We start from the raw sequence: 22,875 nt of genomic DNA, 5'->3' as shown, positions 1-22,875 counted from the left end.
TCTTTATCATCATTTTATTTCCAGGCGCAGGAACAAATAATATTGACAATGTGTGCTTAAATTACCACACCAGCTGGATATTATTGTCTTTGCAAAATGCTATCCACTCTGCACCCGGTGATTTATCAGTTATTATGTAATTAATATGACTAAAGTCAGCTAACTGGACAAAAGCTTTGCGATCAAACTTAGAGTGATCAACCAATAACGCAACTTCTGTCGCCTGACGGATCATTGTCTTTTTGATTTCAGCTTCCGCTTCATTAGAGTCCAGCGCGCCGCTGTTAATATCAAGACCTTTACAACTCATTACCATGATATCGACATGGTAGCGGCTGATGATCTCTTTAGTAATTCTTCCTTGCAGTGAAAGTGTATTTTTGTTTAGTTCCCCACCCGTTGAAACGACTTTAATTTCTGACTGAGCCAGAACATGAATCGCTTCCGCCGAGTTGGTTAGCAACGTCAGGTCACTACGGTCCTGTAACAATTTGAGCAATTCCATTACGGTACTACTGGAATCGGCTGCCATGGTGGTTTTATTGTCGACAAAGGGTAGTGCCTTGCGTGCAATAAGCTGCTTCTCTTCATAAAACGATGAAGCGCGCTTATAAAAATGGATATTCTCCGTCAACATCGCTGTATTTAAAACAGCACCACCATAGGTTCTGGTCAAAAAGCCTTCATCTTCCAACTTCTCAAGATCGCGGCGAATGGTTTCTTCGGTTACCTGAAAAATCCCACTCAAATTTGAGACTGTCACCTTTTTATCGTTGGCAACCATTTGCTTAATTGCCTGAATCCTGTCTTTTGCCGCCACGATTACACCCCTGTATCTTTTTACATCACATTAGCGCAATTATCGCATAACCGATGTTTACTTTCAAAATAACCTGTTTGAATCACAGATTTTCATCACAGTTTTCACAGAAACAGAGGTGAATCGTGTTGAGTATTTAACGCTCCAGGGCCTCTGCCATTTCCCTCATCAATGTTGCGTCTGCATCCGATAAGTTGATATTCAGTGCCGCGACATTTTCACGTACCTGTTCCGGCGCAGTAGCCCCACTAAGAATGGAGATTAAATCACTCTGTTTTAATATCCACGCCAGTGCCAGAGTGGGAATTGTGCACTGATAACGAGCACAGAGTGGCTGCCACTGTTCAAGCATATCAATCACTTTCAGCATGTTTTCACGCTGGAACCAGACTTTATTTGCCCGAGCGCCGCCCGGAACGTAATCACGCGTGATGGTGCCGGTCAACAATCCCTGCTCTAGCGGGGAATAAACCTGAACCACAATGCCATTATCACGACATAGCGGCAGCAGTTCGTTTTCCATCGCCCGGTCGAGAATACTGTATTTCGCCTGAATAATATCCAGTTCACCATGTTGCAGATACTCGCGGATATGGTCAGCATCGACGTTAGCAGCGCCTATAGCGCGAATTTTCCCTTCGGCCTTTAACGCATTAAGCACTGCAACAGTTTCAGCTATCGGCGTAAAAAATGGCGGCACCGACTGCCAGTGCGTCATGTAGATATCGATGTAATCAATACCCAGACGTTGCAAGCTGGCTTCTACCTCTTCGCGGATAGATTCCGGAGAAAGGTTTTTATACAACTGCCGATCGCCAACTTTGTTGAATAAACTTCCTTTTCGTTCCCAGACAATGCCGCATTTGGTTTCTACTACAACCTGTTCACGGGGCAGTTTTTTTAACGCCTGACCAACGATAACTTCACTATTGCCAAAGTTATATCCTGGCGCAGTATCAATCAGGTTAATGCCGCAACGATGGGCTTCAAGAATCGTATCAATGCATATTTGTCGATCGAGATCGCCATTCCATGCAGGACCGCCGCCAATAGCCCATGTACCCAACCCCATTCGCGAAAGCGTTATATCCGCTGTGCCTAAAGGTATCTTTTTCATTTGCCTTCATTATCCTTCGTATTCTTCCAGCAATTGTTCGACCAGCTTTCTGTTTTTTACACCGGTGGTGGCGCCGATGCTTAGAACCGAGATAGCCGCCGTTGCATTGGCAAAGCGTGCGCATTCTCGCAGATTTTTGCCTTCTAACAGTGCTGCAATAAAACCTGAAGCAAAGTTATCGCCCGCACCAATGGTGTCGATAGCGGTTATTCCTGCGACCGCCGGCACCTTCATCGTCATGTCACCACGCTTGATAAAGCAGCCGTCTTTACCCGTTTTAATCACCACCGTTTTTACGCCGCACGCAAGAAAGCAGTCAGCAATTTCATCCAGTGTCTCTTTCCCGGTGAGTAATTTTGCCTCGGCAAAATTAGGAAACAGATAATCGACATAACTCAATGCTTCGCAAATATCATTCAGCGTTTCATTCAACCGCGGTTTGATCATATCGGCACAGATAATCATCTGCCGGGTTTTAGCTTGCGTAAAAATTTCTGTTAGCGCTCGACCATCCAATAGAGGACTGTTGAAAATACTGGCCAGTGATAATAATTTCGCCTGAGAAAACCGCGCAAAATCAACATCGTCAATATTCAATTTCCACAGACTGCCGTTACGGTTTGTGACAAAGGTCCGCTCGCCATCCTCCGTCACCAGTCCAACGTTAATAGAGGTATCTATGCTGACGTCCTGCTTCAGGCTTTGAATATCAATATTCTCTTTGCGGCAATGGTCGAGAATAAATTGCCCTGCGGCATCTTTACCAATACGACTCATTAATGCTGTGCGATGGCCCAGACGAGAAATAATTGTTGCTTCATTTATTGCATCACCCCCGGTGGTCATTGCGATTCTTTCAAGAGGATAAGAATCCACATCAAAGATATTTTTACTGACCGGTTGCAATGGAATATCAACAATAGCGGCACCTATACAAATAACGTCGAGATTATCCATATTATTATTCCGCTTTGCCATCAGAACCGAACAGTTTAATTTTATCCAATGCCCGTTCTTTTATAGCTTTACGCACTTCACGTTCTAAATGCAGGAAAGGCTGATCCTGGTTTTCTTTCACTGCTACCATTGCGGCCTGACAGAGCTCCGTATGAATGTTGATTTTCGCAATACCCAACGAAATTGCAGTTTTAATGTCGGCATCACTGATCCCTGATGCGCCATGCAAAACCAGCGGAACAGAAACAGCATCGCGTACGCGTTTGACGACCTCAAAGTTCAATTGTGGCTCTGACGTATAAACCCCATGCTGGTTGCCGATGGCGACAGCCAATGAGTCACAGCCCGTACGTTCAACAAATTCAGCCGCCTGGTCAGGATCGGTATAGTGATAGCCTGCCAGCGCTTCCTCATAAACGGTTTCATTACCGACATGCCCTAATTCCGCCTCTACCGGAATACCCAGCGGATGGAAGAAATCAACAGCCTCTTTGGTTAAACGAATATTTTCTTCGAAATCAAATGCAGAAGCATCACGCATTAATGAATTCATACCATGAGTCCAGGCGTTATGAATAATCTCCATACTCCGACCATGATCCCAATGAGTTATTACCGGCACCGTTGCTTTTTGTGCCATTGATACCATCATGTGAGAGAAATCTTCAAATGAGGTGTTGCCGACAAAACCTGTGCCAAAAGAAATAATAACCGGTGATTTCGCTTCTTCGGCTGCGTCGATAACGCCCATCAACATTTCTGCATTCCATACGTTAAAATGGGCAATTGCATAATGTTTATTTGTGGCATCGTTTTCCCAATATCTGATATCTGCGAGCATGTTCTGTACTCCCGTATTAATTAATCGCTAATTTTAATAACGCCTTTAATAATGTCGCGTTTGTTGTTAACTGACTCTTCAAATGCCTGTTGTACATCCCGATAATCGTAAATATGCGTCACCATCGATTTCACATCGAATCGCCCTGAAGAAATAGCTTCAATCGTGACCGGATAACGATTGGCATAGCGGAATACCGTCTGGATAGTGACTTCGCGATTGATTTTGAGGAAATTGATTGCCGAATCGCCGGGTACAGTACCAACAATCATAATTTTACCGCCGCGCATGACCAGATAAGGTGCCTGTTTAACGGTGACCGCAGAACCCGCTGTTTCAAAAACAATATCTGCGCCCATGTCTTCGGTAAATTGCTGACAGCGTGCAATAGTGTCTTCTTTTGCGCCGTTAATAACCACTGTCGCGCCGAGCTGTTCCGCCATTGTCAGACGTTTTTCCAGCACATCAACGACGGCAATTTCCGTTGCTCCCAGGCATTTGCACGCTTGCAACGTCATCAAACCAATACAACCCGCTCCCAGAATAATTATCTTCTTACCCGGTTTAACATCTGCCAGCATCGCGGCATGCATCCCGACTGCGGCAGGCTCCACCAGCGCCCCTTCCATCGTGTCCATATTGTCTGGCAGTTTGTAAGTAAAGCTCTCCGGATGACACAGATAGTGCGTTAATGCGCCGCGGTAGTTGGGTTGTGTCGCCATAAAATCAACGTCCGGGCAGATGTTATATTTGCCTTCCAGACAGTAACGACAGTGACCGCAAGGAACGCCAGGTTCGATATTTACCCGATCCCCCGGTTTAAATTTGCGCACGCGGCTTCCCACAGCCACAACCGTCCCGGCGCATTCATGACCCAGGCCAATTTCTTGATTTGGGTCTTTAGGAGGAATAAACGGGCCTGATTCAAAACCATGTACATCTGAACCACAAATACCGACATATTCCACTTTAATCAAAACTTCATCTTCTTTAGGTACAGGTATTTCTGCTGAAATAATTTTCATTGTGCCCGGCACCTGCAACATTGCTTTTGAATTTTTCATTTTGAATCCACCAGTATTATTTATTGGCTACTGCATCAATACTTAAACTTTCAACGGAGACACCTTTGGTTTCAATTCCAATGGTGGCGATAGCAATTGCGACAATAATTGAAACAGCCCCCAGAAGAATAAAGACTCCCGTTACGCCATAACTACTGAGCAGCACTGCAACGGCATAAGGTGCGGCAATACCACTGATTCGCCCTACCGCATTCGCCAGACCGGAGCCACGGAGTTTGGCCTCTGTCGGCCAGATCTCAGGGACATACACTGCCGAGGCATAGCAAACGTACATATAGACGAAAGTAATCAGGAAGAAACCAATCAGCGTTATGAGCAACATACTGGTTTGCAGTGAATAGATATATCCGAGCACCGCAATCAGGATTAATAGCCCCACACCCATTGTTTTACGCGGAATTTTATCCATCACCAGCATGGCAATAAAAATACCAAATGGCGCGCCAAACATACTCATGGTATTTAAAACAATCGAGTCTTTTAAATTAATTCCCTGGGTCATGAATATCGTTGGCAACCAGTTAATTAGTGTGTACTGCACAACGTTCATGGCAATCAGCACACAAGAGCCTAATATCACGCGTTTCAGTAATACTCCTGTCAGTAAGGCTGAATACGGCACCGCTTGTGGTGCTTTACCGTCATCAGCAATAACCACAGGCGGCAAAGGTTTACCCGTCTGGCGTATGACGCCTTCTTCTATACTCCGCATGACTTTCTCGGCTTCCTGATAACGTCCGCGCGATTCCAGCCAGCGCGGGGATTCAGGAAAGTAGCGCCAGGCCAGCGCCGTAGCGATAAGTGACAATATTGCAGGGATAAGCAGTTGTACCCGCCAGTTCCACTCTGCACTAATCAGCGGCGTGAGTCCCATCGCAATCAATGAACAGAGCGGATATGACCAGTTACCAATAAAGGAAACCCGACTGGACCACGTTCCGCGATTTCTTCCGGGCATATATTCGGTGAAACCAGCAAACAGTGTAACCAGTAAAGCTCCCAGCCCAACGCCCATCACAAAACGGCAGGCAATAAGGAAATCCATATTCGGTGAGAAAGCACCGACAACCATCGAGGCAATATGAATGGCCTCATAGAGGATAAACGCATTTCTGCGACCGGTTTTGTCACCGATGATGCCGCCCACCAGCGCACCGAGAAACATTCCGGCGGTCGTGATTGCTGAGAATGTGGCAGTGGTGGAATTATCTGTCCAGCCCAACGCTTTCAGCTGCGCGAGGATCAAGCCACCAACGGCATTACTCCAGCAGACAAGCAGGCCAAACGCGACGATGGCAAACATCGACGAATGCCAGCGGCAATCCGGTAAGCGATCCAGCCGTGCACCACAATGCGGTTTTGTTATCTGTTCCATGCGATAACGTTCCTTCAGGAGAGTAGTTATTCATCAAAGTCGTAAGTCATGATCACTTTGATTGCAGTTTTATCGACCATCGCATCAAACCCTTCGCGCCATTGCGACAGGCCGATACGATGCGTGATCATCGGTTTGACTTTGATAGCGCCGCTGGCTAATAGCCTGATAGCGTTACGCCATGAAGTGGAGTCATAGGCCATATGCCCAATGATGCTTTTGTTCCAGGCGGTAATGTCATTAATCGAGAAATCAAGAGGTTTGAAGCCCATTCCAACGCGTACTACTTCCCCATTCGGGCGGAGCATTTCGATGGCTTGTTTCAATGCGATATTGGCACCGGAGCATTCAATCACCAGCCCCAGATTGTCTTTGCCACAAATTTGCTGGCAGCGTGCCACCACATCTTCGGTAGAACCATTTACTACTGCCGTCGCACCCAGTTCTTTTGCAACCGGGAAGCGGACCGTTACATCTTCTTGCAGACCAACGACGACGATATTTACCGCCCCCATAATCCGCGCCATTTGTACGGAGAACAGCCCGAGTGGGCCAGTGCCGATGACGACCACATCCTGACCTGGAAGGAATTTCGATTGCTGCGCGATGGATTTATAGGCATTACAGATAGGGTCAAGTACGGCTGCGTCCTCATAATCAACACCATCAGGGATTTCCCACAACGCATGACGATGAATTTTGAGAATTTCACCAGGAACAAGACAATATTTGGAAAAACCACCGCCCCAGGTATTGTTATCCAGACCAAGGTTTACTTTTTCTGTACAACACAGAAAATCACCTTGTTCACAGGCCGGGCAAACGCCGCAAACGTGACCGCTGTTATCCGACACGACGCGTTGCCCCACTTTCCAGTCTTTGACTTTTTCACCAACCTGCGCAATACAACCTGCGAACTCATGGCCGCGGATAGAGTTAAACTCATCCGAACCGCTATCGACATTGTAGTGCTTCATGTCTGCGCCGCAGATTGCCGCGGCTTTAATTTCAATCACGACATCTTCCGGGCCACAAATGGGTTGTGGGACATCAATCATCTTGTAGCCACCAAAAGCCTTGCCAAACCGAGCCAGTGCTTTCATTGCGTCATCCTCTGTGTTTTGTTTTGCTTAGATGGTCATCATACTTACCCACATGATTTTTGAGGTCAACATTAAATCTGTAAAACACAGATAATGATCTGCGTTTTACAACTTAGATCACAATTACGCAGAAAATGGCTGGGGTTGTTACAGGTTGATGGAAGGCGGGACGCAAAAAGAGCAAATTCGAGAGGGATTCCCGGCCAAATAGGCCTGAGACTTAAGTTCAGGAGAAGTCATTCAGGTGTGAACGCGACTGCAAGAGATCGGACTGGGACTTAGCCAGGTCGGGGCGAGATAATTGAGATGAGTCGTGGGGTCATTGTTGGCTATCCCCTTTATAACCGCGGCAAAAAGGGGATAAACCACTTACTTAAACATGGCAATAGGCTTTGCTGAGATACCAAAATCTTCTTTTAACTGCTGTTTGCTCTTCATGACCATCTGACCATTTGTGTCAATTGTCATATGCTGTGCTTCGGTATTATGGCGGGCTTGCCACAGCATCACCAGTTGCAGGCAGTTCTCTTTTTGTTCCTCGGTCAACGTAACGCCATCAGGCCATTTCCCCAGTTCAACGGCGGTCGACAAACGCTGGTATACCTCAGGCGTCATGCTGTTGATAATGTCATCAAGATTCATAATTTTTCCGCTCCTGTGGAATAAGTTGCTGAATCGTTTTTTCAACCGTTGATTTCTTCGCCGTTTTCGCCATCAGTGAAGCGTAAAGAAGCAGAGTTAACACAATAACGTTCGCCCGTTGGCTGCGGCCCGTCAGGAAAGACATGGCCCAGATGGGCATCGCAGTTACCGCAACGAATTTCTATGCGCTGCATTCCATGTGACAAGTCTTTGATATAACGAATAGATTCTTCACTCACCGGTTCGTAGAAACTGGGCCAGCCACAGCCGGAATCATACTTGGTTTGGGAATGAAACAGCGGGGCATCGCAGATCAAACAGTGATATACGCCGTCACGCTTGTTATGCAGTAAACGACCCGTAAATGGCGGTTCTGTCCCATGATTCTGCGTCACGTAGAACTGCATCTCGGACAAATTTTTTTTCAGTTCTTCTGCCGAAGGTTTATTAGCCATTTGCTCACATCTCACTTTAATCGTGCTCACATTACGTGACTGATTCTAACAAAACATTAACACCAACTGGCAAAATTTTGTCCTAAACTTGATCTCGACGAAATGGCTGCACCTAAATCGTGATGAAAATCACATTTTTATCGTAATTGCCCTTTAAAATTCGGGGCGCCGACCCCATGTGGTCTCAAGCCCAAAGGAAGAGTGAGGCGAGTCAGTCGCGTAATGCTTAGGCACAGGATTGATTTGTCGCAATGATTGACACGATTCCGCTTGACGCTGCGTAAGGTTTTTGTAATTTTACAGGCAACCTTTTATTCACTAACAAATAGCTGGTGGAATATATGACTATCAAAGTAGGTATCAACGGTTTTGGCCGTATCGGTCGCATTGTTTTCCGTGCTGCTCAGAAACGTTCTGACATCGAGATCGTTGCAATCAACGACCTGTTAGACGCTGATTACATGGCATACATGCTGAAATATGACTCCACTCACGGCCGTTTCGACGGTACCGTTGAAGTGAAAGACGGTCATCTGATCGTTAACGGTAAAAAAATCCGTGTTACCGCTGAACGTGATCCGGCTAACCTGAAATGGGACGAAGTTGGTGTTGACGTTGTCGCTGAAGCAACTGGTCTGTTCCTGACTGACGAAACTGCTCGTAAACACATCACCGCTGGTGCGAAGAAAGTGGTTATGACTGGTCCGTCTAAAGACAACACTCCGATGTTCGTTAAAGGCGCTAACTTCGACAAATATGCTGGCCAGGACATCGTTTCCAACGCATCCTGCACCACCAACTGCCTGGCTCCGCTGGCTAAAGTTATCAACGATAACTTCGGCATCATCGAAGGTCTGATGACCACCGTTCACGCTACTACCGCTACTCAGAAAACCGTTGATGGCCCGTCTCACAAAGACTGGCGCGGCGGCCGCGGCGCTTCCCAGAACATCATCCCGTCTTCTACCGGTGCTGCTAAAGCTGTAGGTAAAGTACTGCCAGAACTGAATGGCAAACTGACTGGTATGGCGTTCCGCGTTCCGACCCCGAACGTATCCGTAGTTGACCTGACCGTTCGTCTGGAAAAAGCTGCAACTTACGAGCAGATCAAAGCTGCCGTTAAAGCTGCTGCTGAAGGCGAAATGAAAGGCGTTCTGGGCTACACCGAAGATGACGTAGTATCTACCGATTTCAACGGCGAAGTTTGCACTTCCGTGTTCGATGCTAAAGCGGGTATCGCTCTGAACGACAACTTCGTGAAACTGGTATCCTGGTACGACAACGAAACCGGTTACTCCAACAAAGTTCTGGACCTGATCGCTCACATCTCCAAATAAGTTGAGATGACACTGTGATCTAAAAAGAGCGACTTCGGTCGCTCTTTTTTTTACCTGATAAAATGAAGTTAAAGGACTGCGTCATGATTAAGAAAATTTTTGCCCTTCCGGTCATCGAACAAATCTCCCCTGTCCTCTCCCGTCGTAAACTGGATGAACTGGACCTCATTGTGGTCGATCATCCCCAGGTAAAAGCCTCTTTTGCATTACAGGGCGCACACCTTCTCTCGTGGAAACCTGCGGGTGAAGAAGAAGTTCTGTGGTTGAGTAACAACACACCGTTCAAAAATGGCGTCGCCATTCGCGGTGGCATACCGGTTTGCTGGCCGTGGTTTGGTCCGGCTGCACAACAAGGTCTGCCTGCGCACGGTTTTGCCCGCAACCTGCCGTGGACGCTGAAATCACATCGTGAAGATGCTGATGGTGTAGCGCTGACTTTTGAATTGACACAAAGCGAAGAGACGAAAAAATTCTGGCCGCACGACTTTACGCTGTTAGCGCATTTCCACGTGGGTAAAACCTGTGAAATCGATCTTGAAGCACACGGCGAATTTGAAACTACCTCTGCTCTGCATACCTACTTTAACGTGGGTGATATCGCTAAGGTAAGCGTCAGTGGACTAGGCGATCGCTTCATTGATAAAGTAAATGACGCGAAAGAAGATGTACTGACCGACGGTATTCAGACCTTCCCTGACCGTACCGATCGCGTGTATCTGAATCCGCAAGATTGCAGCGTAATTAATGACGAAGCGCTGAATCGTATTATCGCCGTAGGCCACCAGCATCATCTGAACGTTGTAGGCTGGAACCCAGGACCGGCGCTTTCAGTTAGCATGGGCGATATGCCGGATGATGGCTACAAGACCTTTGTTTGTGTAGAAACGGCTTACGCTTCAGAAACGCAAAAAGTCACCAAAGAGAAACCTGCACATCTGGCGCAATCCATTCGCGTTGCTAAACGTTAATTTGCGTTAATATTGTGTGCCGGGTGCGATGCATCCGGCACGAATCAACATCACACCATATCCAGCGCAGTTTTTCCTTTTGGTGCCGGATACGCTTTATCCAGCATAACTAATTCCGCTGACGAAAGTTCAACCTCAAGCACAGCCGCATTTTGTTGGACATGTGCGACAGTTGCCGCTTTTGGAATCGCCATCACACCCTGATGGCTGATTACCCACGCCAACAATACTTGTGCCGCACTGATATTGTGAGCATGTGCAATTTCGTTGACTACCGCATTTTTTAACAGTCCATTGCGCAACCGCCCGGCCTGGGCTAATGGACTGTAAGCCATCACCGGCATCTGCTGTTTCTGGCACCAGGGAAGTAGATCGTACTCAATCCCTCGTGAACCGAGATGGTAAAGCACCTGATTAGTGGCACACTGATTTCCCCCCGGCAGCTGCCAGAGTTCCTGCATATCGGCATAATCAAGGTTAGAAACGCCCCAGCGGCGGATTTTTCCCTGGGCGATCAATTTTTCCATCGCTGCGACAGTCTCTTCGAGAGCGAAACTGCCAGACCAGTGTAATAAGTAGAGATCGAGATAATCAGTATTGAGACGGCGTAAACTGGCTTCGCATGCATTTATCGCTTTTTGCCCGCCAGCATTCCACGGATAGACTTTAGAGACGAGAAAGACGTTCTCACGCAGACCGATTAATGCTTCCCCAACCACTTTTTCGGCACCGCCATCGGCATACATTTCGGCGGTATCAATGAGGGTTAAACCGAGTTCAATGCCCGCGCGTAGTGCAGCAACTTCTGTTTTACGCTGACTGGCATCTTCGCCCATATACCATGTTCCCTGCCCTATGGCTGGCAGTGAGACATCGCCACTAAATTGAATCATTTTTTGTTGCATTGTTTCCTCCCAGGTATTGCACCACCGTAATGCAAAACAGGGCATTACGCCCTGTTTTTATGCACAAAATGCCCTGGAAAGATGCATTATCAGAATTTGTAGGTGATCCCGGTAGAAATCAGGCCAGTCCAGGATTTATCCACCATTGGGCTGTCAGTAACTTCATCAGACAGACGGGTGTAGCGCGCGGTACCGTAAACACTCCAGTCGCCGAGGAAGTTGTAGCTGGCGCTCAGCTCCAGGTAAGGGCTCCAGCTGTCGTTCGGGTTATAGCCACGCAGACCGCTGCGAGCGGACTCTTTGCGCGATACGCCATAATAGTATTCGTTCTGGTTTTCGCTGTTCCACTGCACACCAATACCCGGAGTCACGGTCAGGCCACCGTTGGTGTAACGATACAACCAGGCCATATCCCAGACGATGCCGTTGCTGTTATCCAGGGTATCGCCAGCCAGGGTGGTACGCAGGTAACCGTACTGGGTAAAGTGAGCATAAGACAGACCAGCCATCATGGTGCTCTTACGGTCATCGAGGTGACGCATTTGGTGATCGCCACTGTCTTTAGCTTTGAAGTAAAGCGGCGACCAGTAAGCGGTAATTGAAAGTTTGTCCGTCGCGTCATTCCACAGGTAGTAACCACCACCTAAGCCACGGAACCAGAAGTTATCGCCTTCATAGTTGATTACCGGTACTGGGTAAACATCGGTATCGTAATCTTTATATGGGTGTTCAACGACACCTACGCCTGCGCCCAGGGAAAATTTACCTTCAGCGTGCGCTACGCCTGCAGACGTTGCGATAAGCACTCCAAGTGCCAGAAGTTTGAGTTTGGTCACAATTAATCATTCCTTAAACAAATGTTTAGCGGGCGACAAAGTTTACCCGTCAATACATCGAAACCCAACCTTTTTACGTTTTCATTTTTTATAGTAACTGTTTAATTTTCCTGACGCAGATGACACCACGCTTACAGCCAAATGAATTTAGCGTTACCGGCGACCCTATTATTTACATTAATTATGCAAAATTTATGGATGAGTTGTTGATATGCCATTGAAATTAAGAAAGCCGTGCAGGCAAGTTTTCCATTTGCCATCTACGCTTAATTTTGAAGGTGTATCACCGGGCACGTTGTTCTCATCGTCAATAAAATGGCATGAGAGTTGCTGTGTTTTAGCAAGAGACGTCGTTCAGTTTACCTCTTCCGGGAGCCTCTACTATTCATATGAACGGCTCTTAACCTGTGCTAAAAAACGAAAGGACGGCATACCATGAATATATTCGATCACTATCGCCAGCGATATGAAGCTGCCAAGGACGAAGAGTTCACACTGCAGGAGTTTCTTACCACTTGTCGGCAAGATCGCAGTGCTTATGCCAACGCGGCTGAGCGGCTATTGATGGCTATTGGTGAGCCTGTCATGGTCGATACAGCCCAGGAACCCAGACTTTCTCGACTCTTTTCTAACCGGGTCATTGCACGTTATCCGGCGTTTGAAGAGTTTTACGGCATGGAAGACGCGATTGAACAGATTGTTTCTTATCTGAAACACGCGGCTCAGGGGCTGGAAGAGAAGAAACAAATTCTGTATCTGCTGGGGCCTGTGGGTGGGGGTAAATCATCACTTGCTGAGCGACTGAAATCATTAATGCAGCTCGTACCGATTTATGTATTGAGCGCCAACGGTGAGCGTAGCCCGGTCAACGATCATCCGTTCTGTCTTTTCAATCCGCAGGAAGATGCGCAGATTCTGGAAAAAGAGTACGGCATTCCTCGCCGTTATCTCGGCACCATCATGTCGCCGTGGGCGGCAAAGCGCCTGCATGAATTTGGTGGCGATATCACTAAGTTCCGGGTAGTGAAGGTCTGGCCGTCAATTCTGCAACAAATTGCCATCGCCAAAACGGAACCCGGAGATGAGAACAACCAGGACATCTCCGCCCTGGTAGGGAAAGTCGATATTCGTAAACTCGAACACTACGCGCAGAATGACCCGGACGCCTACGGCTATTCCGGTGCGCTGTGCCGCGCCAATCAGGGGATCATGGAATTTGTCGAGATGTTTAAAGCACCGATAAAAGTGCTGCATCCCTTGTTAACCGCCACCCAGGAAGGTAACTACAACGGGACGGAAGGTATCTCCGCCCTGCCGTTCAACGGGATTATTCTCGCCCACTCGAACGAATCCGAATGGGTCACTTTCCGTAATAACAAAAACAACGAAGCCTTCCTCGACCGTGTTTACATCGTGAAGGTGCCGTATTGCTTGCGCATTTCCGAAGAGATCAAAATCTACGAGAAATTGCTTAATCACAGTGAATTGACTCACGCCCCCTGCGCCCCTGGCACGCTGGAAACGCTGTCACGTTTTTCTATTCTTTCGCGTCTGAAAGAGCCAGAAAACTCCAGCATTTATTCAAAGATGCGCGTTTATGATGGTGAAAGTCTGAAAGACACTGATCCCAAAGCCAAGTCGTATCAGGAATATCGTGACTACGCCGGTGTCGATGAAGGGATGAACGGTCTGTCGACGCGTTTTGCGTTTAAGATCCTCTCCCGCGTGTTCAACTTCGATCATGTAGAAGTGGCGGCAAACCCGGTCCATCTGTTCTACGTCCTGGAACAGCAGATCGAGCGCGAGCAGTTCCCGCAAGAGCAGGCTGAACGCTATCTGGAGTTCCTGAAAGGTTATCTGATCCCGAAATATGCCGAGTTTATCGGCAAAGAGATCCAGACGGCCTACCTTGAATCCTATTCAGAATATGGGCAAAACATTTTCGACCGTTATGTTACCTACGCGGATTTCTGGATTCAGGATCAGGAGTATCGCGATCCGGATACCGGGCAGCTGTTTGACCGCGAGTCTCTTAACGCCGAGCTGGAGAAAATCGAGAAACCGGCGGGGATCAGTAATCCAAAAGATTTCCGCAACGAGATTGTTAACTTCGTACTGCGAGCCAGAGCGAATAACAGCGGACGCAATCCGAACTGGACCAGCTATGAAAAACTGCGCACGGTTATCGAGAAGAAAATGTTCTCCAATACCGAAGAGCTGTTGCCGGTTATTTCGTTTAACGCCAAAACGTCAACCGACGAGCAGAAGAAACACGACGACTTTGTCGACCGTATGATGGAAAAAGGCTACACCCGTAAACAGGTGCGTTTACTGTGCGAATGGTATTTGCGCGTACGTAAATCGTCTTAACAACCCTGGCCCGGTACACATGCTACCGGGCCTACAACGACAGCGAACCGTGGGCCAGAGAAGCGGCAACACAAGCGTAGCATACCGTTGGCAAATGTAGTACGGGGGGCATATGACCTGGTTTATTGACCGGCGTCTGAACGGCAAAAATAAAAGCATGGTGAATCGCCAGCGTTTCTTACGCCGTTATAAAGCGCAAATTAAACAGTCGATCTCCGAGGCCATTAATAAGCGTTCGGTGACTGACGTCGACAGCGGCGAGTCCGTATCCATTCCCACGGAAGATATTAGCGAACCGATGTTTCATCAGGGGCGTGGGGGCCTGCGCCACCGTGTGCATCCGGGCAATGACCATTTCGTCCAGAACGACCGAATTGAACGTCCCCAGGGTGGTGGCGGAGGTTCCGGCAGTGGTCAGGGCCAGGCCAGCCAGGATGGTGAAGGTCAGGATGAATTTGTCTTTCAGATTTCGAAAGATGAGTATCTTGATCTGCTCTTTGAAGATTTGGCCTTACCGAATCTGAAACAAAACCAACAACGCCAGCTGACCGAATATAAAACGCATCGGGCGGGTTATACCGCTAACGGCGTTCCGGCCAATATCAGCGTTGTACGTTCATTGCAGAACTCACTGGCGCGGCGCACAGCTATGACGGCGGGCAAGCGGCGGGAACTTCATGCGCTGGAAGAGAATTTGGCCATCATCAGCAACAGTGAACCTGCGCAACTGCTGGAAGAGGAACGTCTGCGCAAAGAAATTGCAGAATTACGTGCCAAAATTGAACGCGTCCCTTTCATTGACACCTTCGATTTACGTTACAAGAACTACGAAAAACGGCCCGATCCCTCCAGCCAGGCAGTGATGTTTTGCCTGATGGACGTTTCCGGTTCAATGGATCAGTCCACTAAAGATATGGCTAAACGTTTTTATATTCTGCTGTATCTGTTCCTCAGCAGAACGTATAAGAACGTGGAAGTCGTATACATCCGCCATCATACCCAGGCGAAAGAAGTCGATGAACATGAGTTTTTCTACTCGCAGGAAACTGGCGGCACCATTGTTTCCAGCGCCCTAAAACTGATGGATGAGGTAGTGAAAGAGCGTTATAACCCGGCACAGTGGAATATTTACGCAGCCCAAGCATCAGACGGCGATAACTGGGCCGATGACTCTCCGCTTTGCCATGAAATTCTGGCGAAAAAAATATTACCCGTTGTTCGTTATTACAGCTATATCGAAATTACACGTCGCGCGCATCAGACACTGTGGCGAGAATATGAGCATCTGCAATCTACTTTCGACAACTTTGCGATGCAGCATATCCGCGACCAGGATGATATTTATCCGGTGTTCCGTGAACTGTTTCATAAACAAAATGCAACAGCTAAAGACTAAAACTGTCAGCCGGGTCATTATCGCCTGGCTGATTTTTAGCTCACTGTAAATTATCTCTTTTATTACATACATTAGCTTACAATCGCTTTAAATATGACAGCATAACCTTTACACAATTTAGTTCCAGAAAACAATCATTCGGAAAAATGATTCGGTCAACACGTATTTCCCTGGGGTTATTCTTTAATTATTTTTTATCGTTAACGAAAATTGATCTTGGTCAAAACTATATATCTCTGCCATCAATAAAATCCAGCACTCACATTGCTCTCCTTTTTATGGCTTCTATGGGTACACAAAAATTAAAAGCTCAAGGCTTTTTTATTTTCAGCTTATTGCTGACGTTAATTTTATTTTGCATTACTACCTTATATAACGAAAACACGAATGTAAAACTCATCCCACAGATGAATTACCTGATGGTTGTTGTGGCTTTGTTTTTCCTTAACGCCGTCATTTTTCTTTTCATGTTAATGAAGTATTTCACTAACAAACAAATTTTACCAACACTCATTTTAAGCCTTGCATTTTTAAGTGGCCTTATCTATTTAGTTGAAACCATTGTAATTATCCATAAACCAATCAACGGCAGTACACTGATCCAGACAAAGTCGAATGATGTTTCTATTTTCTATATTTTCCGCCAACTCAGTTTCATTTGTTTAACCTCGCTGGCGCTCTTTTGTTATGGGAAAGACAACATCCTTGACAACAATAAGAAAAAAACTGGCATTCTGTTGCTGGCGCTGATTCCTTTTTTAGTTTTTCCCCTTCTGGCACACAATCTGAGCAGTTATAACGCTGACTATTCTTTGTATGTCGTCGATTACTGCCCGGACAACCATACTGCGACCTGGGGAATCAACTATACAAAAATATTGGTTTGTTTGTGGGCATTTTTACTGTTCTTTATTATCATGCGTACACGATTAGCCAGCGAACTATGGCCGTTAATAGCATTATTATGTCTGGCATCGCTATGCTGCAACTTACTTCTACTGACTCTGGATGAGTATAATTACACCATCTGGTATATCAGTCGCGGGATTGAAGTTTCCAGTAAACTGTTTGTTGTGTCTTTTCTGATTTATAACATTTTTCAGGAACTGCAACTCTCCAGCAAACTGGCAGTTCATGATGTGCTGACCAATATTTATAATCGGCGCTACTTTTTCAACAGCGTAGAGTCATTATTGTCGCGACCTGTTGTTAAGGACTTTTGTGTCATGCTGGTTGATATTAATCAGTTCAAACGCATCAATGCCCAATGGGGACATCGTGTGGGTGATAAAGTGCTGGTATCAATTGTCGATATTATCCAGCAAAGCATCCGCCCCGATGATATTTTAGCGCGACTGGAGGGTGAGGTGTTTGGCTTGCTATTTACCGAACTCAATAGTGCCCAGGCAAAAATCATTGCGGAACGTATGCGTAAAAATGTCGAACTCCTGACCGGCTTTAGTAACAGATATGATGTTCCTGAACAAATGACCATCAGTATTGGCACGGTTTTTTCAACGGGTGACACGCATAATATCTCGCTTGTCATGACGGAAGCAGATAAAGCCTTACGCGAAGCGAAAAGCGAGGGGGGCAACAAAGTGATTATTCATCATATTTAAGTGCAAAAATATTCACAGCCATGCTTTTTGCGTGGCTTTTGCATACAATTTATTACTATTACCCCTAAATTTCCCCTCCCCAGCGGCGCAGAGATGAGTATAATTAGCGCCCCTGTGCCAGGCCGCAATCGAACTTTATCTGGTTTTCTCGTTTCACTAACCGAAGGAGTGCCATTTATCATGAAATTGCACCATAGAATGCTCCGGCATTTTATCGCCGCAAGTGTCATTGTGCTGACATCTTCCTTCCTTATTTTTGAACTTGTCGCCAGCGACAGAGCAATGAGTGCCTATCTGCGCTATATCGTGCAGAGAGCAGACTCTTCCTTTCTTTATGATAAGTATCTGAATCAGAGTATTGCCGCGCATGTGATGCGCGCTCTCGCTGCTGAGCAGTCGGAAGTACCGCCAGAACAACGGCGCGCTATCTGCGAGGCTTTTGAGTCTGCCAATAATACCCATGGCTTAAACCTGACTGCTCATAAATACCAGGGCTTACGCGGCACACTACAAACCGCATCCACTGACTGCGACACAATTGTGGAAGCTGCAGCACTATTACCCGCTTTTGATCAGGCAGTGGAAGGCAACCGCCACCAGGATGATTACGGTTCAGGTCTTGGGATGGCCGAAGAGAAATTTCACTATTATCTCGATCTCAATGACCGCTATGTCTATTTTTATGAGCCGGTTAATGTTGAATACTTTGCGATGAATAACTGGTCCTTCCTGCAATCAGGAAGTATTGGTATCGATCGCAAAGATATTGAAAAAGTATTTACCGGGCGTACCGTATTATCGAGCATTTACCAGGATCAGCGTACTAAACAGAACGTGATGAGTTTGCTGACGCCGGTATATGTCGCAGGGCAGCTAAAAGGGATTGTGCTGCTGGATATTAACAAAAACAATCTGCGGAATATCTTTTACACTCATGACCGCCCTCTCCTCTGGCGTTTTCTCAATGTCACGCTAACCGATACAGATTCGGGGCGCGACATTATCATCAACCAGAGCGAAGATAATCTGTTCCAGTATGTCAGTTACGTCCATGACTTACCGGGCGGCATTCGTGTCTCGTTATCCATTGATATTCTTTACTTTATCACGTCTTCGTGGAAAAGCGTTCTGTTCTGGATTTTGACGGCGTTAATTTTGCTGAATATGGTGCGGATGCACTTCCGCTTATACCAAAATGTGTCGCGAGAAAATATTAGTGATGCGATGACTGGACTCTATAATCGCAAAATTTTAACCCCTGAACTGGAGCAGCGGTTGCAGAAACTGGTGCAATCCGGTTCTTCGGTGATGTTTATTGCTATTGACATGGACAAGTTAAAGCAAATAAATGACACCCTCGGTCATCAGGAGGGGGATTTAGCGATTACGTTATTAGCTCAGGCGATTAAACAGTCGATTCGTAAAAGTGATTATGCCATCCGACTCGGTGGCGATGAATTCTGCATCATTCTTGTCGATTCGACGCCGCAAATTGCAGCACAACTGCCTGAACGTATCGAAAAACGTCTGCAACATATCGCGCCGCAGAAAGAGATCGGCTTCTCTTCCGGTATTTACGCGATGAAAGAAAACGATACGTTACATGATGCGTATAAAGCTTCCGATGAGCGTTTATATGTCAATAAGCAGAACAAAAACAGCCGTTCATGATAACCTTCTGTGGTTGTTTGCTTGTAATCTCAGGAGCATGAAATGACTGAAATGGCTAAAGGAAGCGTGACGCATCAGCGGTTAATCGCTTTATTATCACAAGAAGGTGCTAACTTCCGCGTCGTTACCCATGAAGCGGTAGGTAAATGTGAAGCAGTGTCAGAAATTCGTGGCACCGCTTTAGGCCAGGGGGCTAAGGCACTGGTATGTAAAGTCAAAGGCAATGGCGTAAATCAACATGTTCTGGCGATCCTCGCTGCCGATCAACAGGCCGATCTGAGCCAACTCGCCAGCCATATAGGCGGATTACGCGCTTCGTTGGCCAGCCCGGCGGAAGTCGATGAACTCACAGGCTGTGTCTTCGGCGCGATCCCCCCTTTCAGCTTCCATCCAAAACTCAAACTGGTTGCCGACCCCCTACTCTTCGAACGATTTGATGAAATCGCCTTCAATGCAGGCATGCTGGATAAATCCGTTATTTTGAAAACCGCGGATTATTTGCGTATTGCGCAACCAGAACTGGTCAATTTCCGCCGCACTGCGTAACTAGCCTGTCCGTTCAATAAGCAGAACGGACAAAACCAGCACAGCAGCAATGGCAAAAAACGATGACGTGATAATCAGTGTCTCGACGAACATTTGATCGTTCATAGTATGCCCCCGGGAGATAGCTGTTTTCACGTTATTGTTAACGTACACAAATGGCAGTTTGATGACAGTTCGTCTGATTTTTTATGCAAAAAACGTAAAGATTTTCTACTTCCTGCCTGCAGCAAGCGTAAAGTAAGCAGGCTTATTATTTTTTGGCAAGGAAACCACGATGTTTGATGTCACTTTGCTGATCCTGCTCGGGTTAGCTGCGCTGGGCTTTATCAGTCATAACACCACTGTCGCCGTTTCAATTCTGGTGTTGATTATTGTCCGCGTCACACCGTTAAGCACCTTTTTCCCGTGGATTGAAAAACAGGGGCTAAGTATCGGGATAATCATTCTGACGATTGGCGTTATGGCCCCCATCGCCAGCGGGACGCTACCGCCCTCAACCCTGATTCACTCGTTTCTGAACTGGAAATCGCTGGTGGCAATTGCAGTCGGCGTTATTGTCTCCTGGCTGGGGGGGCGCGGCGTGACGTTAATGGGCAGCCAGCCGCAACTGGTCGCCGGGCTGCTGGTGGGCACTGTTTTAGGCGTGGCGCTGTTTCGCGGCGTACCGGTTGGCCCGCTTATTGCCGCGGGTCTGGTTTCGCTGATTGTGGGGAAACAGTAGTTAATCCCGCAATATATCGGCCTGGCGTTTGCCCCAGGCCTTTCTTAAACATAGTAATAAAGGCCGTTGTTGAATCATACCCCAGTGTATGAGCAACTTTCTGTACAGTATCGCCTTTCACTAATCCCTGAAGCGCCATAATCAGCTGTAACTGCTGACGCCACTGGCGAAAACTCAACCCCGTCTCTTTCACTATCAGCCGGGCAAGATTGCGTTCACTCATCGCAAAAAAGCCAGCCCATTGCCTCAATGAGCCCCACTCGACGGGCTCTTTCGCCATCATCTCCACCATCGTGCGGATTTTAGGATGAGAAGAACCGGGCAAGTGCAGCTGTTGTTGTGGTTGCTGAGGGAGTTCATCAAACAGGACCTGAATTAATCTGCGGGTCATCGGCTCAGCACGCTGAGTCGTCGTCCTGTTTGCCAGGGTTAAAATTAATTCCCGGCATAAGGGCGATATTTTCAATGTGCAACATGTTGTCGGCATTGTCACTGCGCTGGGCTCGATAAACAGAAAACAGAGTTCGGCGTTAGCTGTCACTTGATTACTATGTTTCACCCCGCCCGGTATCCAAACCGCATATTGTGGCGGCACCATCCACAAAGCATTTTCTACCGTACAGGTAATTGCACCATGTAGTGCCAGTATCAACTGCCCTTTGCGGTGCTGATGTACAGGACTGGTTAACTCATCCGTTCCGGCGTGAATACAAAATGCGACCGCGGCTTCATGGTGTCGGTCGGGTTCATAGCCATTGAGATTCAACCTGTGCATCATTTTGTCCGAATTTAGCGATATTTTGTCATTTTAGCTTGATTCAACATAACAATAAAAACGGTAAGGTACAGCCTCGTTTGTAACAATGAGAAGCATATGACCTGTTCAACTTCATTAAGCGGTAAAAACAGGATTTTCCTTATCGCTGGCATTCTGATGATTGCCACAACATTACGCGTCACCTTTACCGGCGCAGCACCGTTACTGGATACGATTCGTTCCGCTTACTCGCTAACGACGGCGCAAACCGGCTTATTGACCACCCTGCCATTATTAGCCTTTGCGCTGATCTCACCGCTGGCCGCCCCGGTGGCGCGACGTTTTGGTATGGAACGTAGCCTGTTTGCCGCGTTACTTTTGATCTGTGCAGGTATCGCAATTCGCTCTCTCCCTTCGCCTTACTTATTATTTGGCGGTACAGCGGTCATTGGCGGTGGGATTGCATTAGGCAATGTCTTACTGCCAGGATTAATTAAACGCGATTTCCCTCATTCCGTCGCCAGACTTACCGGCGCATATTCCCTGACAATGGGAGCTGCGGCGGCACTGGGATCGGCGATGGTAGTGCCGCTGGCTTTGAACGGTTTTGGCTGGCAAGGCGCGTTGCTCATGCTGATGTGTTTTCCTCTGCTGGCTCTTTTTTTATGGCTGCCACAGTGGCGAAGTCAACAACATGCAAATTTGAGTACCTCACGCGCCTTACATACTCGGGGTATCTGGCGTTCGCCGCTTGCCTGGCAGGTAACATTGTTTCTTGGGATCAACTCACTGGTCTATTACGTGATTATTGGCTGGCTTCCGGCGATCCTCATCAGTCAAGGCTATAGCGAAGCACAGGCGGGTTCACTGCATGGTTTGCTGCAACTAGCCACAGCAGCTCCCGGTTTGCTGATCCCACTTTTCTTACATCATGTGAAAGATCAGCGTGGTATTGCAGCGTTCGTTGCCTTGATGTGCGCAGTGGGCGCGGTTGGGCTCTGCTTTATGCCAGCACACGCGATCACCTGGACTCTGCTTTTCGGTTTTGGTTCCGGCGCAACAATGATACTGGGGTTGACGTTCATTGGTCTTCGGGCAAGTTCTGCGCATCAGGCGGCGGCACTCTCGGGGATGGCACAATCCGTCGGGTATTTGCTGGCAGCCTGTGGGCCGCCGCTGATGGGTAAAATACACGATGCTAACGGTGACTGGTCCGTACCACTGATGGGTGTTGCAATACTTTCACTACTGATGGCGATTTTCGGACTTTGCGCCGGGAGAGACAAAGAAATTCGCTAATATCCGGTGCTATAGTGACGTGACAAATCATGCGTGAAAGGGAGAACAAATA

General features: G+C 47.3%; 22 protein-coding genes. 9 read left to right on the top strand and 13 right to left on the bottom strand.

From position 1 onward, the window contains the following. Window positions 1-61 precede the first annotated feature (61 nt). From ACJHX4_RS23960 to msrB, 9 genes are all read right to left on the bottom strand, one after another. The gene (locus ACJHX4_RS23960) at window positions 62-820 is read right to left on the bottom strand and encodes a DeoR/GlpR family DNA-binding transcription regulator (protein WP_000719098.1); all 759 of its coding nucleotides are present in this window, start codon (window positions 818-820) and stop codon (window positions 62-64) included. 136 nt (window positions 821-956) lie between these two features. Continuing rightward, window positions 957-1,937: an NADH-dependent methylglyoxal reductase gene (gene ydjG / locus ACJHX4_RS23955; protein ID WP_000723696.1), complete on the bottom strand. Its 981-nt coding sequence runs from the start codon at window positions 1,935-1,937 to the stop codon at window positions 957-959. A gap of 9 nt (window positions 1,938-1,946) precedes the next feature. After that, window positions 1,947-2,894, bottom strand: coding sequence for a sugar kinase (locus tag ACJHX4_RS23950; protein ID WP_001296123.1), 948 nt, complete (start codon window positions 2,892-2,894; stop codon window positions 1,947-1,949). A 4-nt stretch (window positions 2,895-2,898) separates the two neighbouring features. After that, window positions 2,899-3,735 (bottom strand): ketose-bisphosphate aldolase, encoded by an 837-nt coding sequence (locus ACJHX4_RS23945; RefSeq protein WP_000878890.1) that lies wholly within the window; start codon window positions 3,733-3,735, stop codon window positions 2,899-2,901. Between the two features lie 20 nt (window positions 3,736-3,755). Continuing rightward, window positions 3,756-4,799, bottom strand: a complete 1,044-nt coding sequence (locus ACJHX4_RS23940) for an NAD(P)-dependent alcohol dehydrogenase (RefSeq protein WP_000798135.1) — start codon at window positions 4,797-4,799, stop codon at window positions 3,756-3,758. 16 nt (window positions 4,800-4,815) lie between these two features. Then, window positions 4,816-6,195 (bottom strand): MFS transporter, encoded by a 1,380-nt coding sequence (locus ACJHX4_RS23935; RefSeq protein ID WP_000435292.1) that lies wholly within the window; start codon window positions 6,193-6,195, stop codon window positions 4,816-4,818. 26 nt (window positions 6,196-6,221) lie between these two features. Beyond that, window positions 6,222-7,298, bottom strand: a complete 1,077-nt coding sequence (locus ACJHX4_RS23930; RefSeq protein ID WP_000645210.1) for a zinc-binding dehydrogenase — start codon at window positions 7,296-7,298, stop codon at window positions 6,222-6,224. Between the two features lie 369 nt (window positions 7,299-7,667). Next, window positions 7,668-7,940 carry a YeaC family protein gene (locus tag ACJHX4_RS23925; protein ID WP_001046792.1) on the bottom strand — a complete coding sequence of 91 codons (273 nt, stop codon included), beginning with the start codon at window positions 7,938-7,940 and terminating at the stop codon, window positions 7,668-7,670. A gap of 41 nt (window positions 7,941-7,981) precedes the next feature. Then, complete coding sequence (gene msrB / locus ACJHX4_RS23920; protein ID WP_001284618.1) at window positions 7,982-8,395, bottom strand: peptide-methionine (R)-S-oxide reductase MsrB; 414 nt, start codon at window positions 8,393-8,395, stop codon at window positions 7,982-7,984. Between the two features lie 341 nt (window positions 8,396-8,736). Here msrB and gapA point away from each other — a divergent pair, with 341 nt between their 5' ends. Together gapA and ACJHX4_RS23910 are read left to right on the top strand one after the other, a co-directional pair. Beyond that, window positions 8,737-9,732: a glyceraldehyde-3-phosphate dehydrogenase gene (gapA, locus tag ACJHX4_RS23915; protein ID WP_000153502.1), complete on the top strand. Its 996-nt coding sequence runs from the start codon at window positions 8,737-8,739 to the stop codon at window positions 9,730-9,732. A gap of 83 nt (window positions 9,733-9,815) precedes the next feature. Beyond that, entirely contained in the window at window positions 9,816-10,700 is an 885-nt protein-coding gene (locus ACJHX4_RS23910) for a D-hexose-6-phosphate mutarotase (protein ID WP_001296124.1), read from the top strand. Window positions 10,701-10,750: 50 nt separating this feature from the next. Here the strand turns inward: ACJHX4_RS23910 and yeaE are convergent, their stop codons facing one another. Together yeaE and mipA are read right to left on the bottom strand one after the other, a co-directional pair. Further along, window positions 10,751-11,605: a methylglyoxal reductase YeaE gene (gene yeaE, locus ACJHX4_RS23905; RefSeq protein ID WP_001296125.1), complete on the bottom strand. Its 855-nt coding sequence runs from the start codon at window positions 11,603-11,605 to the stop codon at window positions 10,751-10,753. 89 nt (window positions 11,606-11,694) lie between these two features. Continuing rightward, window positions 11,695-12,441, bottom strand: coding sequence for a scaffolding protein MipA (gene mipA, locus ACJHX4_RS23900; protein ID WP_000163771.1), 747 nt, complete (start codon window positions 12,439-12,441; stop codon window positions 11,695-11,697). A 435-nt stretch (window positions 12,442-12,876) separates the two neighbouring features. Here mipA and yeaG point away from each other — a divergent pair, with 435 nt between their 5' ends. The 5 genes from yeaG (at window position 12,877) to yeaK (ending at window position 20,046) form a co-directional block, all read left to right on the top strand. Continuing rightward, the gene (gene yeaG / locus ACJHX4_RS23895; protein WP_001019882.1) at window positions 12,877-14,811 is read left to right on the top strand and encodes a protein kinase YeaG; all 1,935 of its coding nucleotides are present in this window, start codon (window positions 12,877-12,879) and stop codon (window positions 14,809-14,811) included. Window positions 14,812-14,923: 112 nt separating this feature from the next. Then, complete coding sequence (locus ACJHX4_RS23890) at window positions 14,924-16,207, top strand: YeaH/YhbH family protein (RefSeq protein WP_000219684.1); 1,284 nt, start codon at window positions 14,924-14,926, stop codon at window positions 16,205-16,207. Window positions 16,208-16,353: 146 nt separating this feature from the next. Further along, window positions 16,354-17,829 carry a GGDEF domain-containing protein gene (locus tag ACJHX4_RS23885; RefSeq protein ID WP_000621382.1) on the top strand — a complete coding sequence of 492 codons (1,476 nt, stop codon included), beginning with the start codon at window positions 16,354-16,356 and terminating at the stop codon, window positions 17,827-17,829. 180 nt (window positions 17,830-18,009) lie between these two features. After that, window positions 18,010-19,500, top strand: coding sequence for a diguanylate cyclase DgcJ (gene dgcJ, locus ACJHX4_RS23880; protein WP_410239920.1), 1,491 nt, complete (start codon window positions 18,010-18,012; stop codon window positions 19,498-19,500). A 42-nt stretch (window positions 19,501-19,542) separates the two neighbouring features. Next, window positions 19,543-20,046 (top strand): mischarged aminoacyl-tRNA deacylase, encoded by a 504-nt coding sequence (gene yeaK / locus ACJHX4_RS23875; RefSeq protein WP_000138051.1) that lies wholly within the window; start codon window positions 19,543-19,545, stop codon window positions 20,044-20,046. Here the strand turns inward: yeaK and yoaI are convergent, their stop codons facing one another. After that, window positions 20,047-20,151 (bottom strand): small membrane protein YoaI, encoded by a 105-nt coding sequence (yoaI, locus tag ACJHX4_RS23870; protein WP_000999628.1) that lies wholly within the window; start codon window positions 20,149-20,151, stop codon window positions 20,047-20,049. 169 nt (window positions 20,152-20,320) lie between these two features. Between yoaI and ACJHX4_RS23865 the strand changes: the two genes are divergently transcribed. After that, on the top strand, window positions 20,321-20,767 hold the full coding sequence (locus tag ACJHX4_RS23865) for a DUF441 domain-containing protein (RefSeq protein ID WP_000460707.1): 447 nt from the start codon (window positions 20,321-20,323) through the stop codon (window positions 20,765-20,767). Here the strand turns inward: ACJHX4_RS23865 and nimR are convergent. Further along, window positions 20,724-21,545 carry a DNA-binding transcriptional regulator NimR gene (gene nimR, locus ACJHX4_RS23860; protein ID WP_000972261.1) on the bottom strand — a complete coding sequence of 274 codons (822 nt, stop codon included), beginning with the start codon at window positions 21,543-21,545 and terminating at the stop codon, window positions 20,724-20,726. The two genes, ACJHX4_RS23865 and nimR, sit on opposite strands and share 44 nt — an antisense overlap. Window positions 21,546-21,641: 96 nt before the next feature. Here nimR and nimT point away from each other — a divergent pair, with 96 nt between their 5' ends. Then, complete coding sequence (gene nimT, locus ACJHX4_RS23855; RefSeq protein ID WP_000128451.1) at window positions 21,642-22,823, top strand: 2-nitroimidazole transporter; 1,182 nt, start codon at window positions 21,642-21,644, stop codon at window positions 22,821-22,823. The last annotated feature ends 52 nt before the right edge of the window (window positions 22,824-22,875 follow it).

It is taken from the genome of Escherichia sp. WS2035 (assembly GCF_046487065.1).
GTDB classification, from domain to species: domain Bacteria; phylum Pseudomonadota; class Gammaproteobacteria; order Enterobacterales; family Enterobacteriaceae; genus Escherichia; species Escherichia coli.
This window is presented reverse-complemented; position numbering and strand designations above follow the sequence as displayed.

Coding starts and splice junctions, on each gene's coding strand:
- ACJHX4_RS23935 (WP_000435292.1), bottom strand. CDS start 6,195: ATGGAACAGATAACAAAACCGCATTGTGGTGCACGGCTGGATCGCTTA.
- yeaG (WP_001019882.1), top strand. CDS start 12,877: ATGAATATATTCGATCACTATCGCCAGCGATATGAAGCTGCCAAGGAC.
- yeaE (WP_001296125.1), bottom strand. CDS start 11,605: ATGCAACAAAAAATGATTCAATTTAGTGGCGATGTCTCACTGCCAGCC.
- ACJHX4_RS23865 (WP_000460707.1), top strand. CDS start 20,321: ATGTTTGATGTCACTTTGCTGATCCTGCTCGGGTTAGCTGCGCTGGGC.
- msrB (WP_001284618.1), bottom strand. CDS start 8,395: ATGGCTAATAAACCTTCGGCAGAAGAACTGAAAAAAAATTTGTCCGAG.
- dgcJ (WP_410239920.1), top strand. CDS start 18,010: ATGAAATTGCACCATAGAATGCTCCGGCATTTTATCGCCGCAAGTGTC.
- ACJHX4_RS23890 (WP_000219684.1), top strand. CDS start 14,924: ATGACCTGGTTTATTGACCGGCGTCTGAACGGCAAAAATAAAAGCATG.
- nimR (WP_000972261.1), bottom strand. CDS start 21,545: ATGATGCACAGGTTGAATCTCAATGGCTATGAACCCGACCGACACCAT.
- ACJHX4_RS23945 (WP_000878890.1), bottom strand. CDS start 3,735: ATGCTCGCAGATATCAGATATTGGGAAAACGATGCCACAAATAAACAT.
- ACJHX4_RS23885 (WP_000621382.1), top strand. CDS start 16,354: ATGATTCGGTCAACACGTATTTCCCTGGGGTTATTCTTTAATTATTTT.
- yoaI (WP_000999628.1), bottom strand. CDS start 20,151: ATGAACGATCAAATGTTCGTCGAGACACTGATTATCACGTCATCGTTT.
- gapA (WP_000153502.1), top strand. CDS start 8,737: ATGACTATCAAAGTAGGTATCAACGGTTTTGGCCGTATCGGTCGCATT.
- ACJHX4_RS23910 (WP_001296124.1), top strand. CDS start 9,816: ATGATTAAGAAAATTTTTGCCCTTCCGGTCATCGAACAAATCTCCCCT.
- yeaK (WP_000138051.1), top strand. CDS start 19,543: ATGACTGAAATGGCTAAAGGAAGCGTGACGCATCAGCGGTTAATCGCT.
- ACJHX4_RS23930 (WP_000645210.1), bottom strand. CDS start 7,298: ATGAAAGCACTGGCTCGGTTTGGCAAGGCTTTTGGTGGCTACAAGATG.
- ydjG (WP_000723696.1), bottom strand. CDS start 1,937: ATGAAAAAGATACCTTTAGGCACAGCGGATATAACGCTTTCGCGAATG.
- ACJHX4_RS23950 (WP_001296123.1), bottom strand. CDS start 2,894: ATGGATAATCTCGACGTTATTTGTATAGGTGCCGCTATTGTTGATATT.
- ACJHX4_RS23925 (WP_001046792.1), bottom strand. CDS start 7,940: ATGAATCTTGATGACATTATCAACAGCATGACGCCTGAGGTATACCAG.
- nimT (WP_000128451.1), top strand. CDS start 21,642: ATGACCTGTTCAACTTCATTAAGCGGTAAAAACAGGATTTTCCTTATC.
- ACJHX4_RS23940 (WP_000798135.1), bottom strand. CDS start 4,799: ATGAAAAATTCAAAAGCAATGTTGCAGGTGCCGGGCACAATGAAAATT.